At 63.1% G+C, this 23,627-nt stretch carries 30 protein-coding genes, 2 pseudogenes and 1 riboswitch; of the genes and pseudogenes, 22 read left to right on the plus strand and 10 right to left on the minus strand.

From position 1 onward, the window contains the following. Positions 1–45: 45 nt before the first annotated feature. Positions 46–360, plus strand: a pseudogene (locus NLY44_RS01960) (DUF2934 domain-containing protein); the annotation flags it as partial. A 60-nt stretch (positions 361–420) separates the two neighbouring features. Here NLY44_RS01960 and NLY44_RS01965 read toward each other — a convergent pair. Both NLY44_RS01965 and NLY44_RS01970 read right to left on the minus strand, forming a co-directional pair. After that, positions 421–1,491: a DEAD/DEAH box helicase gene (locus NLY44_RS01965; RefSeq protein ID WP_286456564.1), complete on the minus strand. Its 1,071-nt coding sequence runs from the start codon at positions 1,489–1,491 to the stop codon at positions 421–423. Then, positions 1,425–3,899 (minus strand): DEAD/DEAH box helicase family protein, encoded by a 2,475-nt coding sequence (locus NLY44_RS01970; protein ID WP_286456565.1) that lies wholly within the window; start codon positions 3,897–3,899, stop codon positions 1,425–1,427. The genes NLY44_RS01965 and NLY44_RS01970 overlap by 67 nt, the downstream gene beginning before the upstream one ends. A gap of 278 nt (positions 3,900–4,177) precedes the next feature. Between NLY44_RS01970 and minC the strand changes: the two genes are divergently transcribed. The 8 genes from minC to NLY44_RS02010 all read left to right on the plus strand — a co-directional run bounded on the left by minC (position 4,178) and on the right by NLY44_RS02010 (position 10,550). Next, on the plus strand, positions 4,178–5,008 hold the full coding sequence (gene minC, locus NLY44_RS01975; protein ID WP_023805614.1) for a septum site-determining protein MinC: 831 nt from the start codon (positions 4,178–4,180) through the stop codon (positions 5,006–5,008). Between the two features lie 49 nt (positions 5,009–5,057). Further along, positions 5,058–5,873: a septum site-determining protein MinD gene (gene minD / locus NLY44_RS01980; protein ID WP_023805613.1), complete on the plus strand. Its 816-nt coding sequence runs from the start codon at positions 5,058–5,060 to the stop codon at positions 5,871–5,873. Continuing rightward, positions 5,870–6,142: a cell division topological specificity factor MinE gene (gene minE, locus NLY44_RS01985; RefSeq protein WP_023684809.1), complete on the plus strand. Its 273-nt coding sequence runs from the start codon at positions 5,870–5,872 to the stop codon at positions 6,140–6,142. Before minD ends, minE begins: the two co-directional genes overlap by 4 nt. Positions 6,143–6,478: 336 nt before the next feature. Further along, positions 6,479–6,910: an ArsR/SmtB family transcription factor gene (locus tag NLY44_RS01990; RefSeq protein WP_023693878.1), complete on the plus strand. Its 432-nt coding sequence runs from the start codon at positions 6,479–6,481 to the stop codon at positions 6,908–6,910. Next, positions 6,907–7,443, plus strand: coding sequence for an SRPBCC family protein (locus tag NLY44_RS01995; RefSeq protein WP_023805612.1), 537 nt, complete (start codon positions 6,907–6,909; stop codon positions 7,441–7,443). Before NLY44_RS01990 ends, NLY44_RS01995 begins: the two co-directional genes overlap by 4 nt. Before the next feature lie 164 nt (positions 7,444–7,607). Next, positions 7,608–8,189 (plus strand): dihydrofolate reductase family protein, encoded by a 582-nt coding sequence (locus NLY44_RS02000; RefSeq protein WP_023807780.1) that lies wholly within the window; start codon positions 7,608–7,610, stop codon positions 8,187–8,189. Between the two features lie 164 nt (positions 8,190–8,353). Then, a complete protein-coding gene (locus NLY44_RS02005; RefSeq protein WP_023805610.1) occupies positions 8,354–9,235 on the plus strand; it encodes an EamA family transporter in 882 nt (293 codons plus the stop codon). A gap of 145 nt (positions 9,236–9,380) precedes the next feature. After that, positions 9,381–10,550, plus strand: a complete 1,170-nt coding sequence (locus NLY44_RS02010) for a hypothetical protein (protein ID WP_023805609.1) — start codon at positions 9,381–9,383, stop codon at positions 10,548–10,550. 191 nt (positions 10,551–10,741) lie between these two features. On the opposite strand, the gene NLY44_RS02015 is transcribed toward NLY44_RS02010, so the two are convergent. The 3 genes from NLY44_RS02015 to dinB all read right to left on the minus strand — a co-directional run bounded on the left by NLY44_RS02015 (position 10,742) and on the right by dinB (position 12,524). Continuing rightward, entirely contained in the window at positions 10,742–10,840 is a 99-nt protein-coding gene (locus NLY44_RS02015) for a hypothetical protein (RefSeq protein ID WP_023670350.1), read from the minus strand. 58 nt (positions 10,841–10,898) lie between these two features. Continuing rightward, positions 10,899–10,997 (minus strand): hypothetical protein, encoded by a 99-nt coding sequence (locus NLY44_RS02020; protein ID WP_023670351.1) that lies wholly within the window; start codon positions 10,995–10,997, stop codon positions 10,899–10,901. Positions 10,998–11,282: 285 nt separating this feature from the next. Then, positions 11,283–12,524 (minus strand): DNA polymerase IV, encoded by a 1,242-nt coding sequence (dinB, locus tag NLY44_RS02025; RefSeq protein WP_286456567.1) that lies wholly within the window; start codon positions 12,522–12,524, stop codon positions 11,283–11,285. Between the two features lie 232 nt (positions 12,525–12,756). Between dinB and NLY44_RS02030 the strand changes: the two genes are divergently transcribed. The 3 genes from NLY44_RS02030 (at position 12,757) to NLY44_RS02040 (ending at position 14,043) form a co-directional block, all read left to right on the plus strand. Beyond that, the gene (locus tag NLY44_RS02030) at positions 12,757–12,993 is read left to right on the plus strand and encodes a hypothetical protein (RefSeq protein ID WP_023689015.1); all 237 of its coding nucleotides are present in this window, start codon (positions 12,757–12,759) and stop codon (positions 12,991–12,993) included. A gap of 154 nt (positions 12,994–13,147) precedes the next feature. Continuing rightward, a complete protein-coding gene (locus NLY44_RS02035) occupies positions 13,148–13,555 on the plus strand; it encodes a hypothetical protein (protein ID WP_023805608.1) in 408 nt (135 codons plus the stop codon). Between the two features lie 266 nt (positions 13,556–13,821). Beyond that, the gene (locus NLY44_RS02040; protein WP_023670355.1) at positions 13,822–14,043 is read left to right on the plus strand and encodes a hypothetical protein; all 222 of its coding nucleotides are present in this window, start codon (positions 13,822–13,824) and stop codon (positions 14,041–14,043) included. Positions 14,044–14,063: 20 nt separating this feature from the next. Here the strand turns inward: NLY44_RS02040 and NLY44_RS02045 are convergent, their stop codons facing one another. Continuing rightward, positions 14,064–14,294: a hypothetical protein gene (locus NLY44_RS02045; RefSeq protein WP_023702926.1), complete on the minus strand. Its 231-nt coding sequence runs from the start codon at positions 14,292–14,294 to the stop codon at positions 14,064–14,066. 140 nt (positions 14,295–14,434) lie between these two features. Continuing rightward, positions 14,435–14,764: a hypothetical protein gene (locus NLY44_RS02050; protein WP_023805607.1), complete on the minus strand. Its 330-nt coding sequence runs from the start codon at positions 14,762–14,764 to the stop codon at positions 14,435–14,437. A 160-nt stretch (positions 14,765–14,924) separates the two neighbouring features. Here NLY44_RS02050 and NLY44_RS02055 point away from each other — a divergent pair, with 160 nt between their 5' ends. The 4 genes from NLY44_RS02055 to NLY44_RS02070 all read left to right on the plus strand — a co-directional run bounded on the left by NLY44_RS02055 (position 14,925) and on the right by NLY44_RS02070 (position 16,543). After that, positions 14,925–15,227 (plus strand): hypothetical protein, encoded by a 303-nt coding sequence (locus NLY44_RS02055; protein WP_023805606.1) that lies wholly within the window; start codon positions 14,925–14,927, stop codon positions 15,225–15,227. Positions 15,228–15,568: 341 nt separating this feature from the next. Then, on the plus strand, positions 15,569–15,898 hold the full coding sequence (locus NLY44_RS02060) for a DUF1236 domain-containing protein (protein WP_023693863.1): 330 nt from the start codon (positions 15,569–15,571) through the stop codon (positions 15,896–15,898). 97 nt (positions 15,899–15,995) lie between these two features. Continuing rightward, positions 15,996–16,211: a hypothetical protein gene (locus NLY44_RS02065; protein ID WP_023670360.1), complete on the plus strand. Its 216-nt coding sequence runs from the start codon at positions 15,996–15,998 to the stop codon at positions 16,209–16,211. Between the two features lie 92 nt (positions 16,212–16,303). Further along, complete coding sequence (locus tag NLY44_RS02070; protein WP_023684825.1) at positions 16,304–16,543, plus strand: DUF2934 domain-containing protein; 240 nt, start codon at positions 16,304–16,306, stop codon at positions 16,541–16,543. Positions 16,544–16,702: 159 nt separating this feature from the next. Here NLY44_RS02070 and NLY44_RS02075 read toward each other — a convergent pair whose 3' ends face one another. Further along, positions 16,703–16,954, minus strand: a complete 252-nt coding sequence (locus NLY44_RS02075; protein WP_023805605.1) for a hypothetical protein — start codon at positions 16,952–16,954, stop codon at positions 16,703–16,705. 250 nt (positions 16,955–17,204) lie between these two features. Beyond that, positions 17,205–17,594: pseudogene (locus NLY44_RS02080) on the minus strand (GSU2403 family nucleotidyltransferase fold protein); the annotation flags it as partial. Positions 17,595–17,804: 210 nt separating this feature from the next. Then, positions 17,805–17,917: riboswitch (TPP riboswitch) on the plus strand. On the opposite strand from NLY44_RS02080, the gene NLY44_RS02085 reads away from it, so the two are divergent. The 4 genes from NLY44_RS02085 to NLY44_RS02100 all read left to right on the plus strand — a co-directional run bounded on the left by NLY44_RS02085 (position 17,908) and on the right by NLY44_RS02100 (position 21,397). Then, positions 17,908–18,516, plus strand: a complete 609-nt coding sequence (locus NLY44_RS02085) for a YkoF family thiamine/hydroxymethylpyrimidine-binding protein (RefSeq protein WP_023670364.1) — start codon at positions 17,908–17,910, stop codon at positions 18,514–18,516. (Overlaps the previous riboswitch by 10 nt.) Positions 18,517–18,771: 255 nt before the next feature. Beyond that, positions 18,772–19,614, plus strand: a complete 843-nt coding sequence (locus NLY44_RS02090) for an ABC transporter permease (RefSeq protein ID WP_023805603.1) — start codon at positions 18,772–18,774, stop codon at positions 19,612–19,614. Continuing rightward, entirely contained in the window at positions 19,611–20,393 is a 783-nt protein-coding gene (locus NLY44_RS02095) for an ABC transporter ATP-binding protein (RefSeq protein WP_023805602.1), read from the plus strand. The genes NLY44_RS02090 and NLY44_RS02095 overlap by 4 nt, the downstream gene beginning before the upstream one ends. Next, positions 20,390–21,397: an ABC transporter substrate-binding protein gene (locus NLY44_RS02100; protein WP_023805601.1), complete on the plus strand. Its 1,008-nt coding sequence runs from the start codon at positions 20,390–20,392 to the stop codon at positions 21,395–21,397. The genes NLY44_RS02095 and NLY44_RS02100 overlap by 4 nt, the downstream gene beginning before the upstream one ends. Positions 21,398–21,568: 171 nt before the next feature. Here the strand turns inward: NLY44_RS02100 and NLY44_RS02105 are convergent, their stop codons facing one another. After that, entirely contained in the window at positions 21,569–22,231 is a 663-nt protein-coding gene (locus NLY44_RS02105; RefSeq protein WP_023672482.1) for a LexA family transcriptional regulator, read from the minus strand. 80 nt (positions 22,232–22,311) lie between these two features. Here NLY44_RS02105 and NLY44_RS02110 point away from each other — a divergent pair, with 80 nt between their 5' ends. Both NLY44_RS02110 and NLY44_RS02115 read left to right on the plus strand, forming a co-directional pair. Continuing rightward, entirely contained in the window at positions 22,312–22,686 is a 375-nt protein-coding gene (locus NLY44_RS02110; protein ID WP_023693857.1) for a hypothetical protein, read from the plus strand. Between the two features lie 86 nt (positions 22,687–22,772). Next, positions 22,773–23,465: a GcrA cell cycle regulator gene (locus tag NLY44_RS02115; RefSeq protein ID WP_023693856.1), complete on the plus strand. Its 693-nt coding sequence runs from the start codon at positions 22,773–22,775 to the stop codon at positions 23,463–23,465. Positions 23,466–23,627 lie beyond the last annotated feature (162 nt).

The following is a 23,627-nucleotide window of genomic DNA, read 5'->3' on the forward strand; positions in this document are numbered from 1 at the left end:
TCTGGGATCGTTCGGATCGTCCTCAAAGCCCAGGGGAGAACCACCATGGAAGACGACCGGCATCACAAGATACAGCAGCGCGCCTACCAGATCTGGGAGCGCGAAGGCACTGGTGACCCCGAGCACCACTGGCACCGGGCCGAGGCCGAAATCGACCGCGAGGCGGCGCTGCCGCTGACCGCCGACGACGCCCTGCCGCGCGAGATCGCCAGCACCGACATCCTGGCGGTCGAGGAACTGGCCGTGCGCACCGGCATATCGGGCGACGAGGCGCAGGAGCTGATTGACAGGCTGGGCACGGACCGGGCTGCAGTTGAGCAGGCGGCGAGGGGGATCGAGGGAAGAGGCGGGCGAAGTCATGATCGGTCCGACGCCGCATTCATTCGCGCAAGGCGGCGACACCGTAGCCATCGCCGCTTCCTACGGCATAAGTTTATCAAGCGACTGAAACACGCCTGCACTTTTCCAGAGGGTTCGGTTGCCGATAATATATACGGCTTCCTTCGCTCGGGTGACGGCTACATTAAGTAGATTAGGCCGCCCGCCGGCCCATCCTCGTGCCCCGCGTTGCTCGGCATTGGGAGCTCCGAGGACGAAAAAAACCGCTTCAGCTTCCCGCCCTTGGACCGTGTGGACGGTTCCGACACGCTCATACACCCAGGCAAAAGGGTTCTCGACCCATTCATCAAGCAATCCGCTTGAACGCAGCATTTCACGTATACGGTCCTGCACCACCACAAACGGCGTCACAATGTAGAAGTCAGGCACAACCCCTTGTTGGCGAAGCTGCCGGAGCATACCCAACAACATCTCGCCTTCTTGCGGGCACCATTTTTCCTGTCCGCGTCCCTCCACATCGATCCAGCATGAAGGACCGAGGACATCCCGGATAGCTGAGGTCTTGGCAGTTTTCGCCTGGACCATCAGATTCTCGTAGGCAATTGAATTTGATATGCTGAACATCGGCTCTTCGCATCGACGATGAACCAGAAGGGGCACCCCAACTTCACGTGTGCCAAATTTGGTTTCGAAGGTGCCGTAATATTCTGTGGCGCTGTCTGCCAGCGTCTGTGAAGGCGCCCCGGGCGGGCAGTAGATCAAGGGATCGACCCCGAATTGATGACACATCGCTTCGGTCAGTTGGTCTGGTAAAACCACAACAGGCTCGATCTGAATCGGGTCGCCTACAACGACTGCACGCTTGGTTCTTATCAAGGCTCCGACAGCGGCCTGCGGCAATGCCTGACCGGCCTCGTCGACCAGAAGCCAGCCGAATTCTTCTGGCCCGATCTTGGGGAACATGCGGGAGACTGACGCGAACGTCGTGGAAACCACTGGCACGAGAAGAAAAAGGGTCGACCACAGGTGTGGAATGAGCGCGTCCTTCTCCTCACTGCCAAGTGAGCGAGTGCCGAATCCGTCCATCAATGCATTAAGGTTATGCCGAATTGGCTGTGCCGCCGCGTCGACAAATGCGCGATGTAGTGCCATCGCCGCCTCAAAAACATCATTGCGAAGCCGGGCACTTTTTCGTCCAACCAGGGCGCGGTCTTTTGCTTATCCGCGTGCCGCCGCTCAAAAAAATCCTCCGATATAGATGTTCCGGGATACTGGCGCACAAGAGATGCGTGGCGTTGTCTGTTTTGCTCAAGCGCAGCTATTAGGCTCGCATGTGACTTTCGCAGCCTTTCAACATCTCCCGCCAGCCGAGAATGCTCAGCGCTCTTGGCATCGGCCGCGTTCTTCAGCAAAGCTAGTTTGCTTCTCGCTTCAATCAGGCTTGTCAATAAGGCACCGTGCTCTGCTTGCCATCTGCGGTAAGCTGCAGTTCGGAAAAGGCGGCCCAAAAAGCCGGGCCGTGAGCGCATGGCAACTGTGGCATCTCGCTCAAGCGTCTCTACATTCGGTCGCTGTTTTTGGTGTAGGAGAGCTGCAGCCTGAGCAAGGTGGGCAGAGCGCTCCAGAAGTGGCTGAAGGGACGTGATCTCAGAGTCAACCGTGGCGATTGCGACCTGACCCTTTGCAAAAGCAATCAGAAGGTCGTGGATCTCCTGCAAATCCGTGAGAGCTGTCTTCGCCTGTGCGAGTGCCTTAGTGAAGCGCAGACGTGCCGTACCCCAGCGCCGCAATGCTTCGTCATGATCTTCCGGCGCGTTTTCCTGCGCGACGATACGAGGCGGTCTTCGGCGTGTTCCGGTCTCAGTCTTTTCCTCGATTAGCTGCGGATTGCCGCTTGCCTGCTGCAAATAGCGCTGAAACCCAACATCCTCATCCCACCAGAAGGTTTGCCGGAAATCACTTCTGTTTCGGGCGTTGCCGAGCACAGCTGCAATAACGCCCCAACTATCGCGCCCCAACAGCGCATCTGAAACCGTTTTGAAGTACCGCAGGCCGGTTGCCTCCTCAGCGATGGCGCCCATTCCCGGCAGCTCGGCGCTGACATTTTCCACCGCTTTGTTGTTAGAGGAGGCGACAATGATTTCATGTCCGCGAAGCTTGTCGTCCAGCTTGTAGAGGTGAATAAACGAATTGCCCCTTTTGAGTTTTTGGCCAGAAGCCGACAGCGCATCTTTTGGATCGCTGAACGAGCAAAGAAGCTCGGCGCGATTCGTAACGATGGCCGCTACAACATCCCGTAGCAGGGTGGTTTTGCCTGTACCTGGTGGACCGTTGACGGCAACAATTCCCTCTGTTTTCAAATCGTGCAGGGTAAGATTGACGGCGCATTGCTGGAGCATTGCCAAAGGGTGTCGTCCGTTGCCGGGCCAAGAGCCTAAGGGAAACTTCGCGGGCTCCAACGCGTCTGCAATAGCGCGGTTGTCGCTCATCAAATTTCGCCGTGCTTTCGGCTTTGTGGTTCCGATGTACCGTTTGAAATTGCCGGTGGCCTTTCCGTCCGCGACCAGCGCTTGTGCTCGGGCAAGGTCTTCGAGAAAGAACGAGTTTAGTAAGATCGCTTCCGGCGGGTCCTGTAATTTAAAATATTGATACGAGCGTACGGCAAAGGCAGGAGCTTTCGTAAAGTGTGAATCGATCCCGATCTTTACCACCAGCCAGCGGTGCGCCGCCTCGATCGATTTTCGCGTTAGAGGCTTCGGCCGACCCTCTTTGTCCTTGGCTACAACTTTCTGACTGAGTTCCTCGACCAAATGCCGCTCGACTTGGGACCACGTGCCGAGGTCACTCAGTCGCCCGGCTAGTGCCACAGGCATACCCCAGCCGAAACTGGAGATAGCTACGCAGTCATCTTCAACGGGGCGACCCTCGCGATCCACCATGATGGTTGCAAGTACAGCCTCGCCCCGCGCCGCCGGCCTCTCAATTCGGCTATCGGTATAGACCTGCAGCAGCGCGGAAATGGCGGCTTCCATATCAACGCTGCCCAGAATGATCTGATAGTAGAGTTTCTGCTTTGGTCGACTGCGTTCTCCTTTATTCTCCCATGGAAGGTAAGGCTTATCTAACGGTGCAATTCGGGAACGATCGCCGCTCGTTAGGTCCTCAGGTTTGCGGAAGGATGGAGGCGACAATACCTCCATTGCGGTCCATGTCGACAACACATCAGCTGCTTTGTTCGTGATAGGCGGCCGCTCCAGTGCGGGGCGCGATACCAGCGGAATCGCAGCTTTTTCCGGCAGCGGGTACTCTTTGACATCAGTTTGTGGCAAAGGCGTTGCCGCACCGGGGGTGGACACGGCGACGGTGGCTGTAGCATCCTGATTTTGGCTGTGGTTGCGTTGTTGGGGCGCCGTCCTTGAATTGGTCCCAACCGCCTGGATCGCTCGGCGCTTTAGTTCCTGCGCACGAGGTACTGTTCTCTCCGAAAGTTCAGCAATTAGAACCTTCAGAAAATCCGGATCATCGCGTTGGTGATCGAAAAGCTTTTCAAGCTCCGCCACACCTTTTTGTATTAGTGGTCTGCGAGTCATAATTCTTTTATTTTACCTCAGATTTCCGGTGCGCCATCTCAGTGCCGTCAGTGCTTTGAAACGTGTCTGTCCGTTTGTGCCTCTTCACGGCTGTCCCAGTCTATAGCGAACCTGCCGAATATGTTCGCGCTTGCATGCCCGTCAGCCCTCTGTCAGTCCAGCCATTCTGATCGCCCATCCAACCCTCATTAACCTTTCATTAACCATGCTCGGCCTAGCGTTTACCTCTCAGTAAGGAATCGCCCGCCGTGACCTTTGCCGCCCCCCTAGAGGCCAAATCCATTCGCTTTCGCGCCCGCTCCTTCGTCGCTTTCACGCTGACGCCGGAGGCGCCTTTGGATGTTTGGCTGGAGAGCCTCGATCGCTGGGTCGGCAACTCGCCGGGCTATTTTGCCGGGCGCCCGGTGGTGCTCGACCTGAACGTGCTCAAGCCCGATGTCGTGGCCATCGAAGCGCTGGTCGATCTGCTCGGCCAGCGCGACATCCGCATCTATGCCATCGAGCTCGGCGGCGGCGCTGAGCTTGGCGCGCATCTGCCGCCGGTGCTGGTCGGCGCCAAGGAGGCGACCACCGACGGTCTGCTGCAGCCGAGCCGCAAGGCGGGCAGGGCGGACGACGCTACGCCGGCAGGCGATACGAAGGCGGCCGGTGACATCAAGGCAGAGGCCGGCGATTTGAAGGCGGGCGACTTGAAACCGGCGAGCGATGCCAAGGCACAGCCGAAAGACGCCAAAATCGCCGCACCCGACGCCGGCACGTTGATGATCCGCTCGCCGATCCGTTCGGGCCAGCTGATCTTCCATCCGCATGGTGATGTCATCGTGCTGGGCTCCGTCGCCTCCGGCTCCGAGATCGTCGCCACCGGCTCGATCCACGTCTATGGCACGCTGCGCGGCCGCGCTTCGGCAGGCGCTCAAGGCAACACGGCGGCGCGTGTCTTCTGCCGCAGGAACGAGGCCGAGCTTCTGTCGGTGGATGGCTGGTATTGCACGGCCGAGGAGATGGACCCGTCAGTCCGGGGCAAGCCTGTGCAGGCATTTCTCGACAACGGCATGCTGCGCATCGCCCCTTTCAGCTAATGCGTCTCGCCCGACAACGACATAACGAACAACAACGGAGGCTTTATTGATGGGCAAGGTAGTGGTGGTCACCTCGGGCAAGGGGGGCGTCGGCAAGACGACCTCTACCGCGGCTCTGGGGGCGGCGGTCGCCAAGACCGGCAAGAAGGTGGCGCTGGTGGATTTCGATGTCGGCCTGCGCAACCTCGATTTGATCATGGGCGCCGAACGGCGCGTGGTGTTCGACCTCGTCAACGTCATCCAGGGCTCGGCAAAGCTGTCGCAGGCGCTGATCCGCGACAAGCGGGTCGAGACGCTGTTCCTGCTGCCGGCCTCGCAGACGCGCGACAAGGATGCGTTGACGGAGGAGGGCGTGGCCGAGGTCATCGGCAAGCTGCGCTCGGTGTTCGACTATGTCTTCTGCGACAGCCCGGCCGGCATCGAGCGCGGCGCGCAGCTCGCCATGCGCTTTGCCGACGAGGCGGTCATCGTCACCAATCCGGAAGTGTCGTCGGTGCGCGATTCCGACCGCATCATCGGCCTGCTCGATTCCCGCACCTTGCGGGCCGAGGAGGGCGAGCAGATCGCCAAGCATGTGCTGGTCACGCGCTACGATGCGGGACGCGCCGCGCGCGGCGAAATGCTGTCGATCGACGACGTGCTGGAAATCCTGTCGGTGCCGCTGCTCGGCATCATTCCCGAGAGCCAGGATGTGCTACGCGCCTCCAATCTCGGTTCGCCGGTGACGCTGTCGGAGCCGCTGAATGCCGCAGCCAAGGCCTATCTCGACGCCGCAAGGCGGCTCGAAGGAGAGCAGCTGCCGGTCATTGTGCCCTTCGAGCGCAAGGGCTTCCTCGATCGTCTTTTGGGAAGGAGGGCGGCATGAACCTGCTCGACATCTTCAAGCGGCGCACCAGCGCGCCGGTGGCGCGCGAACGGCTGCAAGTGCTGCTCGCCTACGAGCGCCGCAACCGCAGCCAGCCCGATCTCGTCTCCATCCTGCGCGAGGAGATCATGGCGGTGATCGCCAAGCACGTGCAGATCGACCAGGATTATCTGCAAGTTTCGATGGACCGCGGCGAGACCATGTCGACGCTGGAGATCGACATCCAGATCCCCAACAAGAGCGCGGTGCCGCTGGCGATGGCGGGGTGAGATTGAAGCTGCTGATCTCCCCCCTTGTGGGGGAGATGGCCGGCAGGCCAGAGGGGGGCGCTGTCCCGCCGGCCTGTCGATTACATGTAGCAACGGCTTTGCCGAAGATCTGGATTCGCCGAGATGTAGCGATCCTTCGCGCCCCCCTCTGTCCTGCCGGACATCTCCCCCACGAGGGGGGAGATTGCGCTCCTCGCGCTCGCCTGCGCCAAGCACCCCCACCCGGACCTGCGGTCCGACCTCCCACAAGGGGGAGGTAGGGCGTTTGCGCCTCTCCCCAAAAAACACTCAACCAACTAGTTGACTATCTAAAATCTCGCCTCCATATTCAACTACATGGTTGAATTAGAGGCGCCCCAGATGGACCAGGTTTTTCACGCCCTCGGCGACGCCACGCGCCGGAACATGCTTAACCACCTCGCCGGCGGCGAGCGTACGGTGAGCGAGCTGGCTCAACCCTTTGCCATGTCGCTGGCCGCCGCCTCCAAGCACATCAAGGCGCTGGAGCATGCCGGGCTGATCCGGCGCGAAGTGCGCGGGCGCACCCATGTCTGCCGCCTCGAGGCCCGCCCGCTGGCCACCGCCTATCAGTGGCTCGGCCAATACGCGCGTTTCTGGAACAGCCGCCTCGATGTCCTCGAACAGCTTTTGCGCGAGGAGGCGGGGCGCAAAACGTCGACAACGCCGTCAACGCCGGCACCGGCAAATCCAGAACCATCGAAGCCGGAATCACCCAGGCCAACACCTTCCAAGGGAGACGACCGATGAACCAGATGAACAGCTTCGACGGCTACGCCCAGCTGATCCAGCCGGCCACATTGAGGATCGAACGGCTTTTGCCCGGCACCAGGGAGCGCGTCTGGGAATATCTGACGCAGAGCGATCTGCGCCGCCAATGGCTGGCGGCCGGCGACATGCAGATGGAGGAAGGCTCTTCCTTCGATCTGGTCTGGCGCAATGACGAACTGACCGACCCGCCCGGCGACAGGCCGGCCAGCTTCAGTGGCGGCGAGCAGCGGATGCACAACCAGATCGTCGAGTGCGATCCGCCGCGCAAGCTCACCATCACCTGGAACGGCAGCGGCAATGTCACCTTCGAATTGGCGCAGCGCGGCGACGACGTTCTGCTCACCCTGGTCCACCGCCGCCTGCCGGACCGCTCGAGCCTGATGATGCATGCCGCAGGCTGGCACGTGCATCTCGACCTCATGGTTGCCCGCGTGGCGGCCGAGAAACCCGAACCGTTCTGGGACAGCTTTAGCCGTCTCGTGGCGGACTACGACCGGCGCCTGCCGGCCTGACCTGACCTGACGCATCGCCTGGTCTAACCGGGCACCATCGATCCCTTGCGCCGGATGCCGGCGCAAGGGCCGGCGAAACACGCGCCTTCGCCAGACACCGCGGCGCGTCATCGGAAGTGAAACCAGGCAACGTGCTTGCATCCCGCAAGCCGAAGGAGGAAGTCATGCGTAAATTGATCACCGGAATGAAGATCTCCATCGACGGCAAGATGGAAGGCCCCGAAGGCTTCGCCGACTGGGTCGACAACTGGTCGGAGGAATACGGCCTGATGCCTGAGATCGACGCCTGCCTGCTCGGCGGCGTCATGTATGCCGGTTATGAGCGCTACTGGAGCGCGATCCAACAGAACGAGCCGGACCAGCCATTGCCGATGACCGGCAGACTGGTCGACCCGGCCGAACTCGAATGGGCGCGCTTTGCCGCGAAAACCCCGCACTATGTGCTGTCGAACACCATGACTTCGGCCGCCTGGGCCTCGACGCGCTTCCTGCGCAGCCTCGACGACGTCGCGGCGCTGAAGCGCGAGCCCGGCAAGAACATCTATCTCATGGGCGGCGCCCGCATCACCGCCAGCCTGATCGAGGCGGGGCTAGTGGATGAAATGCGGCTCATCGTCTATCCGCTGCTCGCCGGCGACGGCAAGGCGCTGTTCGGCACGGTGCACGCCCGGCACGGACTGGAACTGCGCAAGGCCGAGGCGCTTTCGGATGGACGTGTGAGCCTGGTGTATGGGCTGGCGAGCTAGCTTCTTTTCCTCTCCCCCGATCGACGGGGGAGAGGAAATGCGTCGGCGTTCGCCTCCCACCCTTGCCCTATCAACAGCCCGCTCGTGCCACACGACAGCCGGGCCCTTTATCCCTATCTCCGGCCTGCGCTACGGCCGGCTGGTCGCGCGCGGAGGGACTGGAATTGACGTCGACGCCGATTGCCGCAGCTGAAGCGAAGGGCTTGCCGATCGGCGCGTTGCTTGGCGCCATGGTGTCGATCCAGATCGGCGCCACCTTCGCCAAGGGCCTGTTTCCACTGATTGGCGCCAACGGCACCACGGCGCTGCGGCTGGTCGTGGGGGCGCTGATGCTGGCGGCGGTGCTGAGGCCGTGGCGGGTGCGGCCGTCGCGCGCCGTGCTGCCATGGCTCATCGCCTACGGCGTCAACCTCGCGGCGCTGAACCTTTTGTTTTATGCAGCGCTCGCCAGAATTCCGCTCGGCGTCGCGGTGGCGCTCGAATTCTCCGGCCCGCTGCTCGTGGCGACGCTGTCGTCGCGGCGCGCCACCGACTTCGTCTGGGTGGTGCTGGCCGTTGCCGGCATATTGCTGTTGTCGCCCTTCATCCACTCCGGCAGTGCACTCGACCCGATCGGCGTGATGCTGGCGCTGGCCGCCGGCGGCTGCTGGGCGCTCTACATCGTCTTTGCGCAAAAGGCGGGCGCCGAGCTTGGCAGCCAGACCACGGCTTACGGGCTGGTCATTGCCGCTGCTCTCGCCCTGCCGTTCGGCCTCGCCGAGGCGGGTACCGGCCTGATCGCACCCGCGATCCTGGTCAGCGCGCTGCTGGTCGGGCTGTTCTCCAGCGCCTTGCCGTTCTGGCTGGAGATGGTGGCGCTGACCCGGATGCCGGCCAGGCTCTACGGCACGCTGACCTGTCTGGAGCCGGCGCTGGGCGCGCTGGCCGGCTTCCTGTTCCTGCACGAGATCCTGAGCCCGTTGCAATGCGCGGGCATTGCCGCAGTCGTCGTCGCCGCCTTCGGCGCCGCGCTGACCACCAAGCCGCCGGTGCCGTCGCCGGAATAGTTGCCTGAAATGGGTATGTGACGCCGATGCCGTGGTCCGCCGATCCCGTGTCCGGTTGCTCAAGCGCCCGCAGCATCGATATATGGATCGATGTATGCGCAGGAGATCCAGATGAGCAGGGCCGACAGCATTGCTTGAGCCGTCCGTGATCAAGGCAATACTCCTTGTCGGGTTCGCCGCTGTCGTTGCGGCTCTCGCCTGGCGGCTGGCGCGGTCTCGTCGCAGAGCCCGGCTTCGTGAAGATCCGGCCAACGACTACGCCGTGCGCCGCGACTGGTCGGGCAACCACGGCAAGCTCAATCATTCGTCCTTTGTCTATTTCGATGCCGATCGCGACGGCCGCTACGGGCTCGGCGACCGCCCGATGGCCGGCATCATGGTCAGACTGCATGATGGCGACGGCCGCTTCGTCGCCGCGGCGCGGAGCAATCGCGGCGGCTTTGCCAATTTCCTGGCGTCGACGAAACGTCGCGCCGCGCCCATCCATGTGCCGGGCAGCTACCGCTTCAGCGTGTCTGTGCCGCCCGGCTGGCGCTCGAGCAGCGCCAACGAGGTCCAGTCGCAGCACCTCCGGCCGCTGCCGGGCTCGCCCACCGGGCTGGTCTCGGAATCAATGCTGCAGCCGGTCGGCCTGTTTGCGATACGCCGGCTCAGCGGCCGCGTAGCGGACGGTGTCTCGGCGAGCATCTCGGTGGTGGCGAAAGGGCAAGAGGTGGCGGTGCATCCGCTCAGCGATGGCTTCCGCCTCGATCTGCCCGATGACGCCGACGCGATCGAAATCACCGGCGGTGGCATGGAACGACGACTGGCCTTGTCGGCCTACCCGACCGAACTCGGCCTGCTGTCGCCCGAGAACGCGGCTGTCGACAGCGCCGCGTCCTTGCAGGCCATCGGTTTCGACGATGTCACGACGCGCGGCCTGCGCAAGGTGCCGTCCGGTTATGCCGGGTTGACCTGGTTCAACCTGAACGCACTGGCGCGCGATCATACCGAAGGCAGCGAAGGCTACGTCAACGGCAATATCTCGGGAGACCATGTCTGCTATACGAGCAGCGGACACCCGGCCGAATTGTCGAGCGACAAACCGTTCGGGTTCCATTCCGTGATGCTGACAGCGGCATGGTTGAAGTCCGAAGGCGAAACCGCACTGGTCGAGAGCTGGCTTGGCGACCGGCTGATCGCCAGCGACACGATCGTCCTGTCGGCACTGGCGCCCGTCCACTATGCGCCGATGCTGGCGGCGGTGACGCGCGTGCGTTTTTCAACGAGCCACTATTGGCAGCTCGTGCTCGACGATCTGGTGGTTGTGCGCTGAAGCGTGTCGCGATCAATCGGGGTGAAAGGGTTTATCGCGGATTGGAAGCACCGTTCGCGGTGACCTGCGAGAGCTTGCCTTTTTTGACCAGCACCGGTTTCAGATAGGTTTTCTTCATTTCCACTCTCCACGTCGGGCACCCAAAGCCCTGTTCCCGGCCAGACGGCACGAGGCGTCCGGATGATCGGCTGTTAGATGGTGACCGGCCCGGAGCCGTTACCATTGTCGGCTGTAACCTGCGAGAGCTTGCCCTTCTTGACCAGCACCGGCTTCGAATAGGTCTTCTTCATGCCGCATCTCCAGTGTCAGGCGGGCCGCCAGATCAGGCGACAGTCGGACTCAACGACCTCACTCGATCGGGCCGGAACCCGCTCCATTGGCGAGCGCCGTAACCTGCGAAAGCTTGCCTTTTTTGACCAGAACAGGCTTCGAATAGGTTTTCTTCATAGTGAATCCTCCAAGCTTACGCGATAATGCCAGACGGATCGGCACTGTCAACCTTCGCGGCCTCGCTGTCCCATCCCGGTTTTTCTTGGCGCCGATGCGCTAACTGCAAGTCCACCTTCATCGACAAAGCGTTGTTCTTGGGCGTGCATGGCGTGGCCGGGTTGCGGTGCGAAAAATGTCCGAAACTGCGGCGGGTCTGGCCTGGTTGGTCGGCCTGCTCAAACAGAGCGGCAATGCAGCGCGGAGGGGTCCAGCCTAAACATTGGCCTTGCCGTCGCGCCGCACTCACAGTTCCTTCTCCGCCAGTTCGCGGAAGGCGTCGGGAACCGAGCGCCGGGCTTCCAGCGCCACGGCGCCATAGCCGACAGCCTCTCTGCCAAAGCGCTGGCGGATCTTGTCGATGGCGCGGTCGGCGCCAAAGCGCGCCAGGCCTTGCCTGCTGCCGGGCCGCTGCTTTTCATCGGCAAGCCCGAGCGGCAGCTCCAGCTGCAGCTCGGCACTTTCTTCCAGCTGCGACACCGAGATCGCCAGCAGCGAGATGGTCTTCTCCCGAGGGTTGGCGGCCAGCACGCCGCGCACCAGCTCCCCGGCGATTTCGGCCAGCATCGCGGTTGCCGAAATCGGCTGATCGAGCGTCAGCGAGCGTGTGACAGCGTGCAGATCGGCGAAACGCACGCGCACCGTCACCGTGCGCCCGGGCCGTGATTTCGCCCTGAGCCGGCTTGCGACCCGGTCTGCCAGATGCAGCAGCACGGGTCCGAAGATACGCGCCTCGGCCGGCCGTCCGCCAAGCGCCGACTGCGCGCCGGCGGAATGCGACCGCCTGTGGGTTTCGAGCTTTCGCGGGTCGCGGTTCCATGCCAGCGACGCCAGCTTTTCGCCGGCGGCGGGCCCGAGTAACCTTCGCAGCGCCCCGCTATGCGTCTTTGCCAACTGGCCGATGGTCTCGATGCCGATCTCGGCCAGCCGCGCTCTGGTCGCCGGGCCGACGCCCCACATCAGCCCGACCGGCAGATCATGCAGGAAGGCAAGTTCGGTGTCCGGATCGACCACCACCAGGCCGTCGGGCTTGGCCACCTGCGAGGCGATCTTGGCCAGATGCTTGGTGCGCGCCACGCCGATCGAGATCGGCAGGCCGAGCTCTGCCCGGACGCGCCGACGCACCGTGGCGGCGATCTCGGCCGGCGGCCCGAACAGATGCGTGCAGCCGGCGACATCGGCAAAGGCTTCATCGATGGAAATCCGCTCGACCAGCGGCGTGAAATCGTCGAGCACCTTGATGGCGGCGTCGCCCAGCCGCTGATAGTCGGCGAAATGGCCGCCGACGAAAATCAGTCCGGGGCAAAGCTCGCGCGCGCGTCGTCCGGGCATGCCGCCGCGCACGCCGAAAACCCTGGCTTCGTAGGAGGCGGCAAGCACGACGCCGCCGCCGACGGCGATCGGCTTGCCCCTGAGCGCCGGGTCGAGCAGCTGCTCGACCGAGGCGTAGAAGGCGTCGAGATCCGCATGCAGGATGGTGGGTTCCATCCCGACCGTTCCCTTTGCGGCGTTGCAGCATTAGCCGCGTCTGTTGTGAGAGGCGTTTTTCCGAACAAATAGAGAACAAACAGGGCCTATTGTCAAGCGAAGCGGTTGCCGCCGGCCGGTCCGTTCCAGGTCGGGCCGTCGAGTGCTCCGCCTGGGCATCGGACCTGCGGAACATTGTCTCTCGCCTCAGCGTTCCTATCCGCGACGGGACGCTGTTTTTGTGGAGGCCGGTATGGGCCAGTTCGAGATGATCGACCTCGTCAGCGTCGTTGACGCCTGCACGAGCGATCGCGTTGCCGGGCACTGCGTGTCAATGGCCAGGGCGGTGGAGGAGTTGCGAGTGCTGACCGGTGATTTCGTATCGCCGGACGAGACGGTGGCCAACGCGCTGTCGGCAGTGGCGCTGGGGCGCGGCTGCGCGGTGGTGTTCGACGAGCGAGCGGGCGCCGACATCTTGCTGACGCCGTAGCGCGGCGGCGCCGGGTTGCGGCAGCCAGAAAAGTCGAACAGCGTGCAAAAAGCTGTGCAGGCATGGCCCCATAACCGGGGCGTGGAAAAGTTCTGCGCGTGGGTGTATTCTCCAGGTCGCAAGCGGTCGCAGACCGCATAGGGGGAGAAATGACATGCCGAGGGTTTCAGAACTCTTTTTCAAAACGGCCATCTTGTTCCTGATGTTGGGGATTGCGGCCGGCCTGCAGATGGCGATCTCGGGCGACCACGCCGCTTTTCCGGCGCACGCGCATATCAATCTGCTCGGTTGGGTGACGAGCGCCATCTTCGGCGGCTACTACGCGCTCAATCCGCAAAAGGCGGCGCGTCGCGTCGCCATGATCCACTACGGGCTCTACACTCTCGGCTTGGTGATCATGCTGCCGGCGCTGTATGTGATGCTGCTGGGAAACCCGGCGCTTGAACCGATCGTCGCCGGCGGCTCGCTCATTATCGCCGCTGCCGTTCTGGTTTTTGCTTTCGTGGTGTTTTCGCCCGAAACGGCGCGCTCGGTGTCCGGCGTGGTTCCGGCCTCTCGCTGACTGTTCGCGCGCGGCGATCAAAGTCCGACCCGCGTTCGCGACCCGCGACACGGGTTGGCCAGGCCGATGGCCGCAGCCGCTGGCTGCGGTGTCTATCGCCGCGTCGGCGCTTAACATACCCGAGTCCCACCACGTATTATTTCGTGACTATTTGGCGCCGGAACCTTCCCAGATATCGCGCGTTGCGGCGACTGTATTCGCGCTGCCTTATATATAGACAGCCTTGAGTACGTCCACAGCATGGGTTGGGGGAGGAGCAGGCCACCATGTCGAACAGAGAAATCGGAACGTCGGCCTCACTGGGCCGACGCATCGCCGATCTGAAAGCCAGGATGCGAGACGCCAGCGTTACTGAACACGAGATGCAGACCTTCCAGAAGGTCGCAGCCATCATGGGAGGTGTCGAAGGCTCCCTACGCCTCGACGCCGACGACCTGATCGCGGCGTCCTTCGTCACCGAGGCGCTCGGCGATCCCGGGTCGAATTGAAGGTCAGAGCCCGTCGGCACTCAAGTGCCGGCGGTCGATGGCCCGGTTCGCAGCGCCGCGATGCCGGAGCGTGTCTGCACCGCCCGCGGCGGGGATTTCTTGCGCACTTTGAAGATTTCAGGCGAGCGGCCTCGACGGCGCTTGAAATATTGGGCTTCGCGTTCGTGCTTCTCGGCTGCTTCTCGGCTGTCGAAGGTGCCGAGATTGTCGCCGTCCAGCCCTTGACCACAAGGGCTAAGCCAAACCGCCAAGGCGCCTTAAACGAAGGATCCGGCCAGCCGGATCCTTCGAAATATCGCGATGCTCCGGCATCGCCTTCAGCTCATCCTTGGTCCAACTGGTGACGGCGTGGACGTCCCGGGAAACCTCTCGGAAGTCCGCGGTCGCTGCCTTACACCTCGTCGAACGGGCCGCCGCGCCTCGCCAGATCGTGACCAATGGCGGCTTCCTCGGCGTCGTCGGGCAAGGCATCGTCACTGTCCTGGTAGGGGTTGTCGTCATCCTCCTCGGGCAATTCGCCTTCCTTCTCGACACCGGTGGTGTCCGGCAGGCTTTCCTCATCTGCTCCGTCGGGCAGGACCGTTGCGCCACGTAGCGCATCCCAATCCTGCCGGCGCGGCGTCGGCGCTTCCACCTCGTCATTGGCGATCCTGTCGCGGGCATCGTTTTTGCTCGGTGGCGCCTCGACCTCGTCATTGGGTTTTCTGTTTCGTTCTTCCATGATTGCCTCCTCCGGGCGGCTTTGCGTCGAGAAGGTGGAACTCACTTCCGGCTGTCAGGTTCCGGCAACCACTCCATCTCCGTGGAACCAATTGCCGCCAGTCTGCTTTGCCAAGGACTAGTCTGCTTTGCCAAGGAGATGAATCCAGAGGAGCTGGACCATGAAGACTTTCCCCCTCATCCCATGCGTGCTGCTCTTGGCGCTGGCCGACCCGGCGGCTGCGCAGGACAATGGCGACCAGCACGGCCCTGCCGCGCCTTGCCAGGCGCAGCCTCAGGACGATGGTCAGAAGCCGCCGCTCGCCAATGGCGGCGGCGAATCGACCAGCACGCTCGGTCCCTGCGGCGGCGTGCTGCAGCCGCCGCCCAGTAGTGACCAGGGTATGACGCAGCCGCCGCCGGATCAGGGCAAGACGCCGGTGATCAAGCCTGGCGAGGTGCCTGCGCAGCCGCCGGAGCAATGACCTTTGCTTGAAACTTCACGGCGTGGCACGAAGGCGGTCGGTTCCGGTCTTGGCCGGGCGACGCGGTCACCGGATCAATGCCGGCGCCGGCCGCAATCGCCACCGGAATTGGAGCCGTGCATCATCCATGTCGAAGGTCTCCTGAGGGATTGTGCTTCAATGCGAATCTTGCGGGTGCGGGTTCTGCTGGCATGACCGGGAAGCCGATCAATTTAGTCTCCGCTTGCGGAACAAGACCGTACCGGCTGCGTTTGCCTCCAGGAGCCCGCCACCTCGATCTGCGCTGTTTTCGCCTCATGCGGGAACACGGCGGAGCTCGCCAACAACGACAGGAGACGAAGATGAAAACCATCCTTATTCCCGCCGTCGCCGGGCTCGCCATGATCGCTGGTATCGGCATTGCCGCCGCCGACGAGGTCATCGTCACGCAGCCGGCACAGCAGCAGGTGATCATCACCCCGGAACAGCGCACGGTCGTGCACCAGTACGTAAAGAAACATCCGCTTGCCTCGGTCAATCTGCTCGGCGTCGAATTGAATGTCGGCACTGCCTTGCCTGACACTGTCGAGCTGCAGGAGGTTCCCGACGTTCAGTACAGATATGCCGTCGTCGACAACCATACCGTGTTGGTCGACCCCGGCACGCGCAGGATTGTCGAGGTGGTCGAGTAACGCTCGATAACCTAACCATTCATCGGTGATACGGCCCTGTCGTTCTTCCAAAAGGGCGGCAGGGCCGAATGACGAACATGATGAAAGGAGAATTGCCATGTTGCCGCATGTCGAGACCCCGAACTCCGCCAATGTTGCGGCGTGTTGCGACAAGTTGCTGGCCGAGCGCAACACGGCGCTGTTATCGATGAAGGAAGCGATCGCGCTCCTGCGGGAGCGCACCGGCACCGATCGTTCGGATGCCGACCTCGCGGGGCTGATCGTCAAGAAAGCGGCGCTGCTCGGCGTTGCGGTGATTTCCGACCCGCGCTGAGATGTCTCGTCACTCAAGACGCCGGCCGAATTTTCGGCTAATGTTTTCGTGGAATCTGGACCAACCGACCGGACCCAACCACGGAGGCTTAAGTGACGGACGACAAACAGGACCGCATTCGCCAGCGCGCGCACGAGATCTGGGAAAAGGCCGGCCGGCCTGAAGGCGCGCATCAGGAACACTGGGAGCAGGCCACGGCTGAAGTCGATGGCGCGGTCGCCAAGCCAAAAAAGGCGGCGAAGAAAGCTGACGCCAAGCCCGCCAAGGCAGCCGCCAAGCCAAAGGCGGCGAAGCCTGCCGCCGCAAAGTCCGGCAAAGCCAAATCGAAATAAGGCCAAGTCGAAATAAGGCCAGTCGAAATAAAGCAAGGCCGGAATTCGCTGGCCGGGCCATCCTTGGCGCCCGCCGTTCAGGCCCGCCCGAGCCTCTCAACCTGACGAATTGCGCCTGCGACGGGCAGCGCAATTCCTTGTGTTTGGCGACAGGCGCCCTCATGCCTCCCAGGCATAACTCGACAGCGCAAAGCAAATGCCGGCAGCTGTCATGGCCAGTTCGCATTCGGTGATCTGGCGCAGGTGGCGCAGATAGCGCGTCACGGTCTGTGGCAGCCAGCCGGCGCAGGCCTCTACATAGGCGCGGCTGTGAACAAGGGTGCCGGTCGACAGCCTCTCGTCCTTCTCGGCAACGACTTTCAGATATTGGCGGATGAAGCGGATGTCGTCGGCGATGTCCTGGCTGGCCATTCGCCAGGCCCCGGCGAGGCGTTGGCACTGATCGAATGACAAGGGCAACAAAGGGGGCGGCAATAAAGGCGGCGGCAACGACGGAGATGACGGCAAAGGACGAGAGAGATCGGCGAAGGCAACATGGTTCGCTGTGCTCAAGGACATTCCTCTCTGCGAAAAGAGATATCGTACTTTATGTACGAATGAGCGTCAAGCCAATTTCGTACAGTTGGGACGATGACAATGAATATAGCAGCGGTCGCTTCAGCTAATCACGTATCGTGAATCCTTCAGGACTCGCACCAATTTCGCGGAGGGATTTTCCCAGGATGGTGTTGACTGTTTCCCTCGTGTCGGCGTCGAACAGGTTCAGACCGCGCCGGATCGTCTCGCGCCAGTTTTCGCCCTTGTCCCACGCTTCCATGAAGGCGAAGGCAAGGTCGTCCTGGCGACGCGTGGCTTCGAGCGCTTGGGTCAGCAGGCGCGCTTGATGGAGATCCTTCTCCCGCTTGGCGCCAGCGCTCGGCCCGCGTCGCGAGGCGACGATCAGCTTGTGGATGGCGTAGCGCTGGGGCGAGGGGACCAGCACAGGCAAGCCCGAGCGATGCAGGAGCACAGTCCGGATGGGGTCGCGGATAAGGAAATCCAGAAACCGTAAGGGCTGCGCGGAGTCACTGCCGTTTTCTTATAATTACGTTTATCAGCTTGAATTTCAACGCAGTTGTAAGAAGTTCGTGGAAACCTTATAACGCAACGAACTGACGAGTCGTCTGTTAACGCCCGGGCGCCCGGCACGTCTGGCCCAAAACACTTTCCCGCAGTGCCTCAACAAACGGCTTCCCCAATGCCGCGAACGGTGCTTTAACCCGCCCATCCACAGGGGTGCTCCGTATCGTCGGGGCTGAGATGAGGGCGGCAAGCCTTCGGACCCTAAAGCTGATCTGGATAATACCAGCGGAGCGAGGCGGGCGATGTTTTCAGGCGCACAGATTTCCCTTTATCCCATGACCGACGATTTCGTCGGCGTCATCCTCGGCGCGCTCGGCGCGCTCGATCCCTGGCGCGACCGGCTGCGGATCGAAACCGATGACATCTCGACCCTTATGGTCGGGCCGCCCGAGGTGCTGTTTCCCGCCATGCGCGACCTGTTCGTCGCGGCGGCCAAAAGCGGCAAGCACTGCGTGCTTTCGGCGGCGGTCTCGCGCGGCTGTCCGGGCGAGCCCGACGATCCGATCTGCCGCTCCGACGAGACCGGCGGCCCCGCCATTCCGCTGGACGAGCGCAAGATCGCCGCGATCCGCGCTGTCCAGGCCACGCCGTCGACCGGCCAGCCGGTGGCGGCGCAGTTCTCGCTCTACGTTATGGGCACGGGCGACCATATGGACGAGATCTACGGCTGCATCGATTTCCTGAAACAGTCCGGCGTCTTTGAGCGCTCAAAGAACTTCTGCACCAAATTGCGTGGCGATGCCGGTGCGGTGTTTGCCACGCTCAACGAGGCCTTCTGCCGCTTCGGCCCCGGCGCCGGCCACGTCACCCTCGACATCACGATCTCGGCGAACAGCCCGAGCGCCGTCTGAGCCGCGGCTCAAGCGTCGTTCCTCGAGGATATTGCCGTGGCTGGTTTATCTGACCCATTGCGTGGAGGAGATGCCTCTGACCCCTCAGCACAAAGAGGAGGGGAGCCATTGGCGATTGGCGAAGACCGCGATGCCCACGAATCTCCCCCCTTGAGCGGGAGATGGCCGGCAGGCCAGAGGGGGTCCCACCGCGTGGAGCGCCGACGTCCTTTTCGCATAGGCAAGGCGTGGGCGCTCTATGCGAGACGACCCCCTCTGTCGCCTTCGGCGACATCTCCCCCTCGAGGGGGGAGATTAGCCGCAGCCATCGCCAAGACCATCCCCGCCGCCTGCGCCTTCGCCCTGCTCCTCGCGGCCTGGGAACTCTACGCCCGCTATGGCGGCGCTGCCCCCATCATGCTGCCGGCGCCGTCGCGCGTGCTGCAGCAGGCCTGGGAGCATCGCGCCGCCCTGGCCGAGAACACGCTGCCCACCATCCGCGCCACATCAGCCGGCTTCGCCTGCTCGTTGGTCGCTGCCTTCATGCTTTCGGCGCTGGTCGATTTTTTGACCCCGCTGCGCCGCGCGCTGTTCCCGCTGCTGATCGTCAGCCAGACCTTGCCGCTGGTCGCGATCGCGCCGCTCATCGTGCTGTGGTTCGGCTTCGGGCTGATGCCAAAAATCCTGCTTGTGGCGCTCGTCACCTTCTTCCCGACGATGGTCGCGCTGGTCGAAGGTTTTGCTGCGACCAGCAAGGAGATTTCGCAGATGCTCGCCGCCATGGGGGCAGGGCGCTGGCGTATCTTCTGGCTGGCGCGCCTGCCTTCGGCGCTGCCCTATTTCTTCGCCGGGCTGCGCATCTCCATCACCTACGCTGTGGTCGGCGCGATCTTCGCCGAATATGCGGGGGCGGCGAAGGGGCTGGGCATCTACATGCTGAATGCCAAGAACAACTTTCGGCCCGATCTGGTGCTCGCCGCGGTCGCCGTCAGCGCCGCGCTCACGCTTGTCTTGTTCGCCATTGCGGTGCTCGTCCAGCGCTTCGCCATGCCTTGGGAGAATGCAGGGAGCGAAAGCCGCGACGGCAAGGTTGAAGCTGCAGAAGAGAACCGTCAATGACGCGGCTCGAACTCCGGGACATCAGGAAGAACTTCGGCGCGCTTGAGGTGCTCGCCGGAATTTCGCTTCATGTCGCGGCCGGCGAGTTCGTTTCCATCCTCGGCCCTTCCGGCGCCGGCAAGTCGACGCTGTTCCAGCTGCTGACCGGCGCGCTGAAAGGCGAGGGCGACATGCGCTTCGACGGCGCGCCATTGCAGGGCGGCCCCTTCGCCTTCATGCCGCAGCGCGACGCGCTGATGCCGTGGCGGCGCGTCATCGACAACGTGACGCTGGGGCTGGAAGTTCAGGGTCTTGGCCGCAAGGCTGCACGCGAGCACGTCGCGCCGCTGTTTGCCGAGTTCGGCCTTTCCGGCTTTGAGCGCGCCTGGCCGGCGGAACTTTCCGGCGGCATGCGCCAGCGCGCGGCGCTTTTACGCACCGTGGTGCAGCAGCGCGACATGCTGCTGCTCGACGAGCCCTTTGGCGCGCTGGATGCACTGACCCGCGCGGGTATGCAGCGCTGGCTGGAAGGCATGTGGCAGCGCCACCGCTGGACCGCGCTGCTGATCACCCATGACGTGCGCGAAGCCGTCTACCTCTCCGATCGAATCTATCTGATGTCGGCGCGGCCGGCCCGTATCATCGGCGAGATTGCCGTGCCGCTGCCGCGCCCGCGCACCACCGGCAGCGATGCCGCGCGCCAGGCCGCCGCGCTCGAAGCCGACATCCTCGACACGCTGCTCAATCCCGGGACTGACCGGGGCTTGTTTCCGCAGACCGCTCAAAGGAGTTTTTCATGACCGAATTCACACGCCGGCAGGCTTTGCTGCTGACGCTGGCTGCCGGACTGCCGCTTGCCTCTCGCGCTCATGCGGCTACGCAAAAAATCACCGTCGCGCTCGACTGGACGGTCAACACCAACCATGTCGGCCTGTTCGTTGCCCGCGACAAAGGGTTCTACCACGAGGCCGGGCTCGATGTTGAGATCCTGCCCTATGGCGATACTGGCGCCGGCACGCTGGTCGCCAACCGCATCGCCGATTTCGGCATTGCCGGCGTCGGCCTGTTCACCCAGCGGGCTGCCGGCGCCGATCTCAAGGCGGTCTACGCCGTGGTCCAGCAGGAGACCGGCCGGTTGGTCTTCAACGCGGATCGCGGCGAGATCAAGAGTCCCAGGAATCTCGACGGTCTGACCTATGGCGGCTTCGGCAGCGCCTGGGAAAACACGCTGATCTCGACCATCATCCGCCACGATGGCGGCAAGGGCGTTTTCGAGACGGTGACATTAGGCACCTCGGCCTATGAGGCGCTGGCCAACGGCTCGGTCGACTTCACGCTGGAGGTCTCGACCTGGGAAGGCGTCGCTGCCGAGCTGAAAGGCGTCAGGCAGCGCGGCTTCCGCTACGCCGACTACGGCGTGCCCGACGAGCACACTACCTTGATCGCCTCCAGCAATGCCTATCTCCAGGCAAACCCGAAGGCCGCATCGGCCTTCGTCGAGGCAACGCGGCGCGGCTACCAATTTGCCTGCGATCACCCGCAGGAAGCCGGCGATCTGCTGATGGCTTCCAACAAGGATGCGCTGACCGACCCGGCGCTGATCCACGCTTCGCTGAAGATGCTCGTCGACGGGCACTTCTTGCGCAGCCAGGACGGCGTCATCGGCACCATCGCCAGGGCCAAGATCGAGGCGATCGGAACCTACCTCTTCAGGGCCGGCATATTGCTCGATGGCGATGGCAAGGTTCTGAAGGAGAAGCCGGATTTCGGGGGGTATTTTACGAACGAGTTTTTGGGCGCGTAATCTCCCCCTCGAGGGGGAGATGTCGCCGAAGGCGACAGAGGGGGTCGGTACGTCCTGACGCGACTTCCTATCGCGGACAGAGGACGTCAGCGCCTTACGCGCGGCGACCCCCTCTGGCCTGCCGGCCATCTCCCCTTCGAGGGGGGAGATTGCGCCTCACCGCCTTCTCCCTCACATATCGATCATCGAGCGCTTCACCCGGCCGATGATGGTGATGGCGCCTTCCAGCGCCGGCGGCGGGATGTCCATGTAGGAGGCCGGCTGGAAGGGCGGGTTCTCGTTGGGGCGGTAACGCTTGTAGGTGGCCTGGCCGGATTCGTCCGAAATGACGTAGCAGCCATTGGTCACCAGCCGCTTGTCCCTGAGGTTGACGAAGATGATCGAATCCGGTGGCGAGATCTTGTTCATCGACGGGCCGTCGACGCGCAGAGCAATCCATTGGCCCTGCTCCAGATCGGTGGTGGGGATGGTCGGATAGTCGCTGAGATTGACCACCATGTCCTGGCTGCCGAGTTCGCCGGCGCTGATCCATGAGACGATGGGCACATCGACGGTGGCCAGCGACGGCATCGGGATCTGCCGGCCCGACTCGTCAAAGCCGAAATGGCCCCCCGCAAGGCTGCCGCCGTCACCGTTGAACAAGAGCCAGCCGGGATCGACGCCGAACAGGCGGCCGTATTTCTCCGCCGCCTTGCGCGACAGCGGCCGGTTACCATTCTCGTGACTGATCAGCGTGTTCTTGTTGATGTCGCGCAATGCCCGCGCCGCGTCGCTCGGCGAGGCATAACCCGCCTCCGCCCGCGCCTGCTGCAATCTGTGCCTCGGTTCCTGCATCGTACAAATTGCCTGAAATTTATCGTCCAATATGTACGATTTCGCTTGCGTACGTTTCGTACATATCGTACGCTTAGCGCATGATCGAACAAACCGCAAGCGTTTCCGCAGACATCGTCAGCTTTCTCCCATCGTCCGGGCTGTCCTCCTCCCCGGTCCGGACGCAAACCGGGGCTCTTGCCCCGGATCCGGTCGAACCGTCGTCCCCCCGATCGACCGGAACGGCCGGAGCCGCTCCTCTCCCGGCTCCGGCCACCTCTTCAGCCCATGGCGCCGCCGGTGCGCCAAGGGCTGTCTCCGGCGGGCAGGGTATTTCCTGCATCCGCACGGAAGATGGCACCGTCATCCTGTTCGACCGGCTGACGGGCAGGGCGGTTTCCGCCCTCACCAAAGCGGCCGCCGAAGCCGCCTTGCGGCATCTCGCCGGCTCGCTGCCGGCCGCCAGTATCGGCTGACCGCACCGACCATCCGCTCTGATTTTTTCCCGTGGGCCCTCGGGGCCGGCGCTCGGCCTTTGCGCGCGCAATCAATGGATACCGACATGACTGCCTATACCGACACCGAATTGCAGGAGATCGCCGTCTGGCTGAGGGATGGCCTGTCGGCCACAGGGATCGCCGTCCGCTTCACGGCGCTGCGCGGCAGTCCGGTCTCGCGCAATGCCATCATCGGCATCGTCCACCGCAACAGCGCGTTGAAGACCATCGGCTTCGCCAACCCCAGAGGCGGCAGGTCCGGCGGCCGACCGAGGAAGAATGCGACGGGGAAGACTGCGGCAAACGAGAATACCGCCAAGAGGAATCCGCCGGCGCAGCCAAGCAAGCTCGTAAGGGAAGTAGGAGTTTCGAAGCAGGCCGCGCCGGTCAAACCGGCCGCCAAACCGAGCCGTCAGCCATCGGCCAGGCCTCTGTTGCCAGCCCGTCCGGCGCCCTCGATCCCGGGCGAAGGACGGCTGGTGGTGGACGGCGAAATCTACCGCTTCAATGTGCCGGCGCCGCGCCCTGCCTCGCTCGGGCGTCAGCCGCATGTCGCCGCCATGCGCTTCATCGACTGCCTGTTCGACCGCTGCCGCGCGCCGCTCGACCTGACGCTGGAGGAAGACCCCGACAACGATGCTCCCGGCAGTCGGCCGGGGCTCGAGATGCTGTGCTGCGGCCTGCGCACAAGGGCGCTGAAAAGCTACTGCGAATATCATCAGACGCGTTTCCACCGACCTGTGGCGGAGGTGGTGTGAGCGGCTGGGCTCCGTTCCTCGCCTCCGGACGACCCCACCAATGATCGAAAGCCGGCGGGACAGCGCCCCCCTCTGTCCTGGCGGACATCTCCCCCACGCGGGGGGAAATTGGCAGCTCGCTCGCACTGCCTTCCAACGGCGGTGGTGATTGGCGAAAGCCGA

The sequence above is a fragment of the Mesorhizobium sp. C089B genome (assembly GCF_030323125.1).
Lineage (GTDB): Bacteria > Pseudomonadota > Alphaproteobacteria > Rhizobiales > Rhizobiaceae > Mesorhizobium.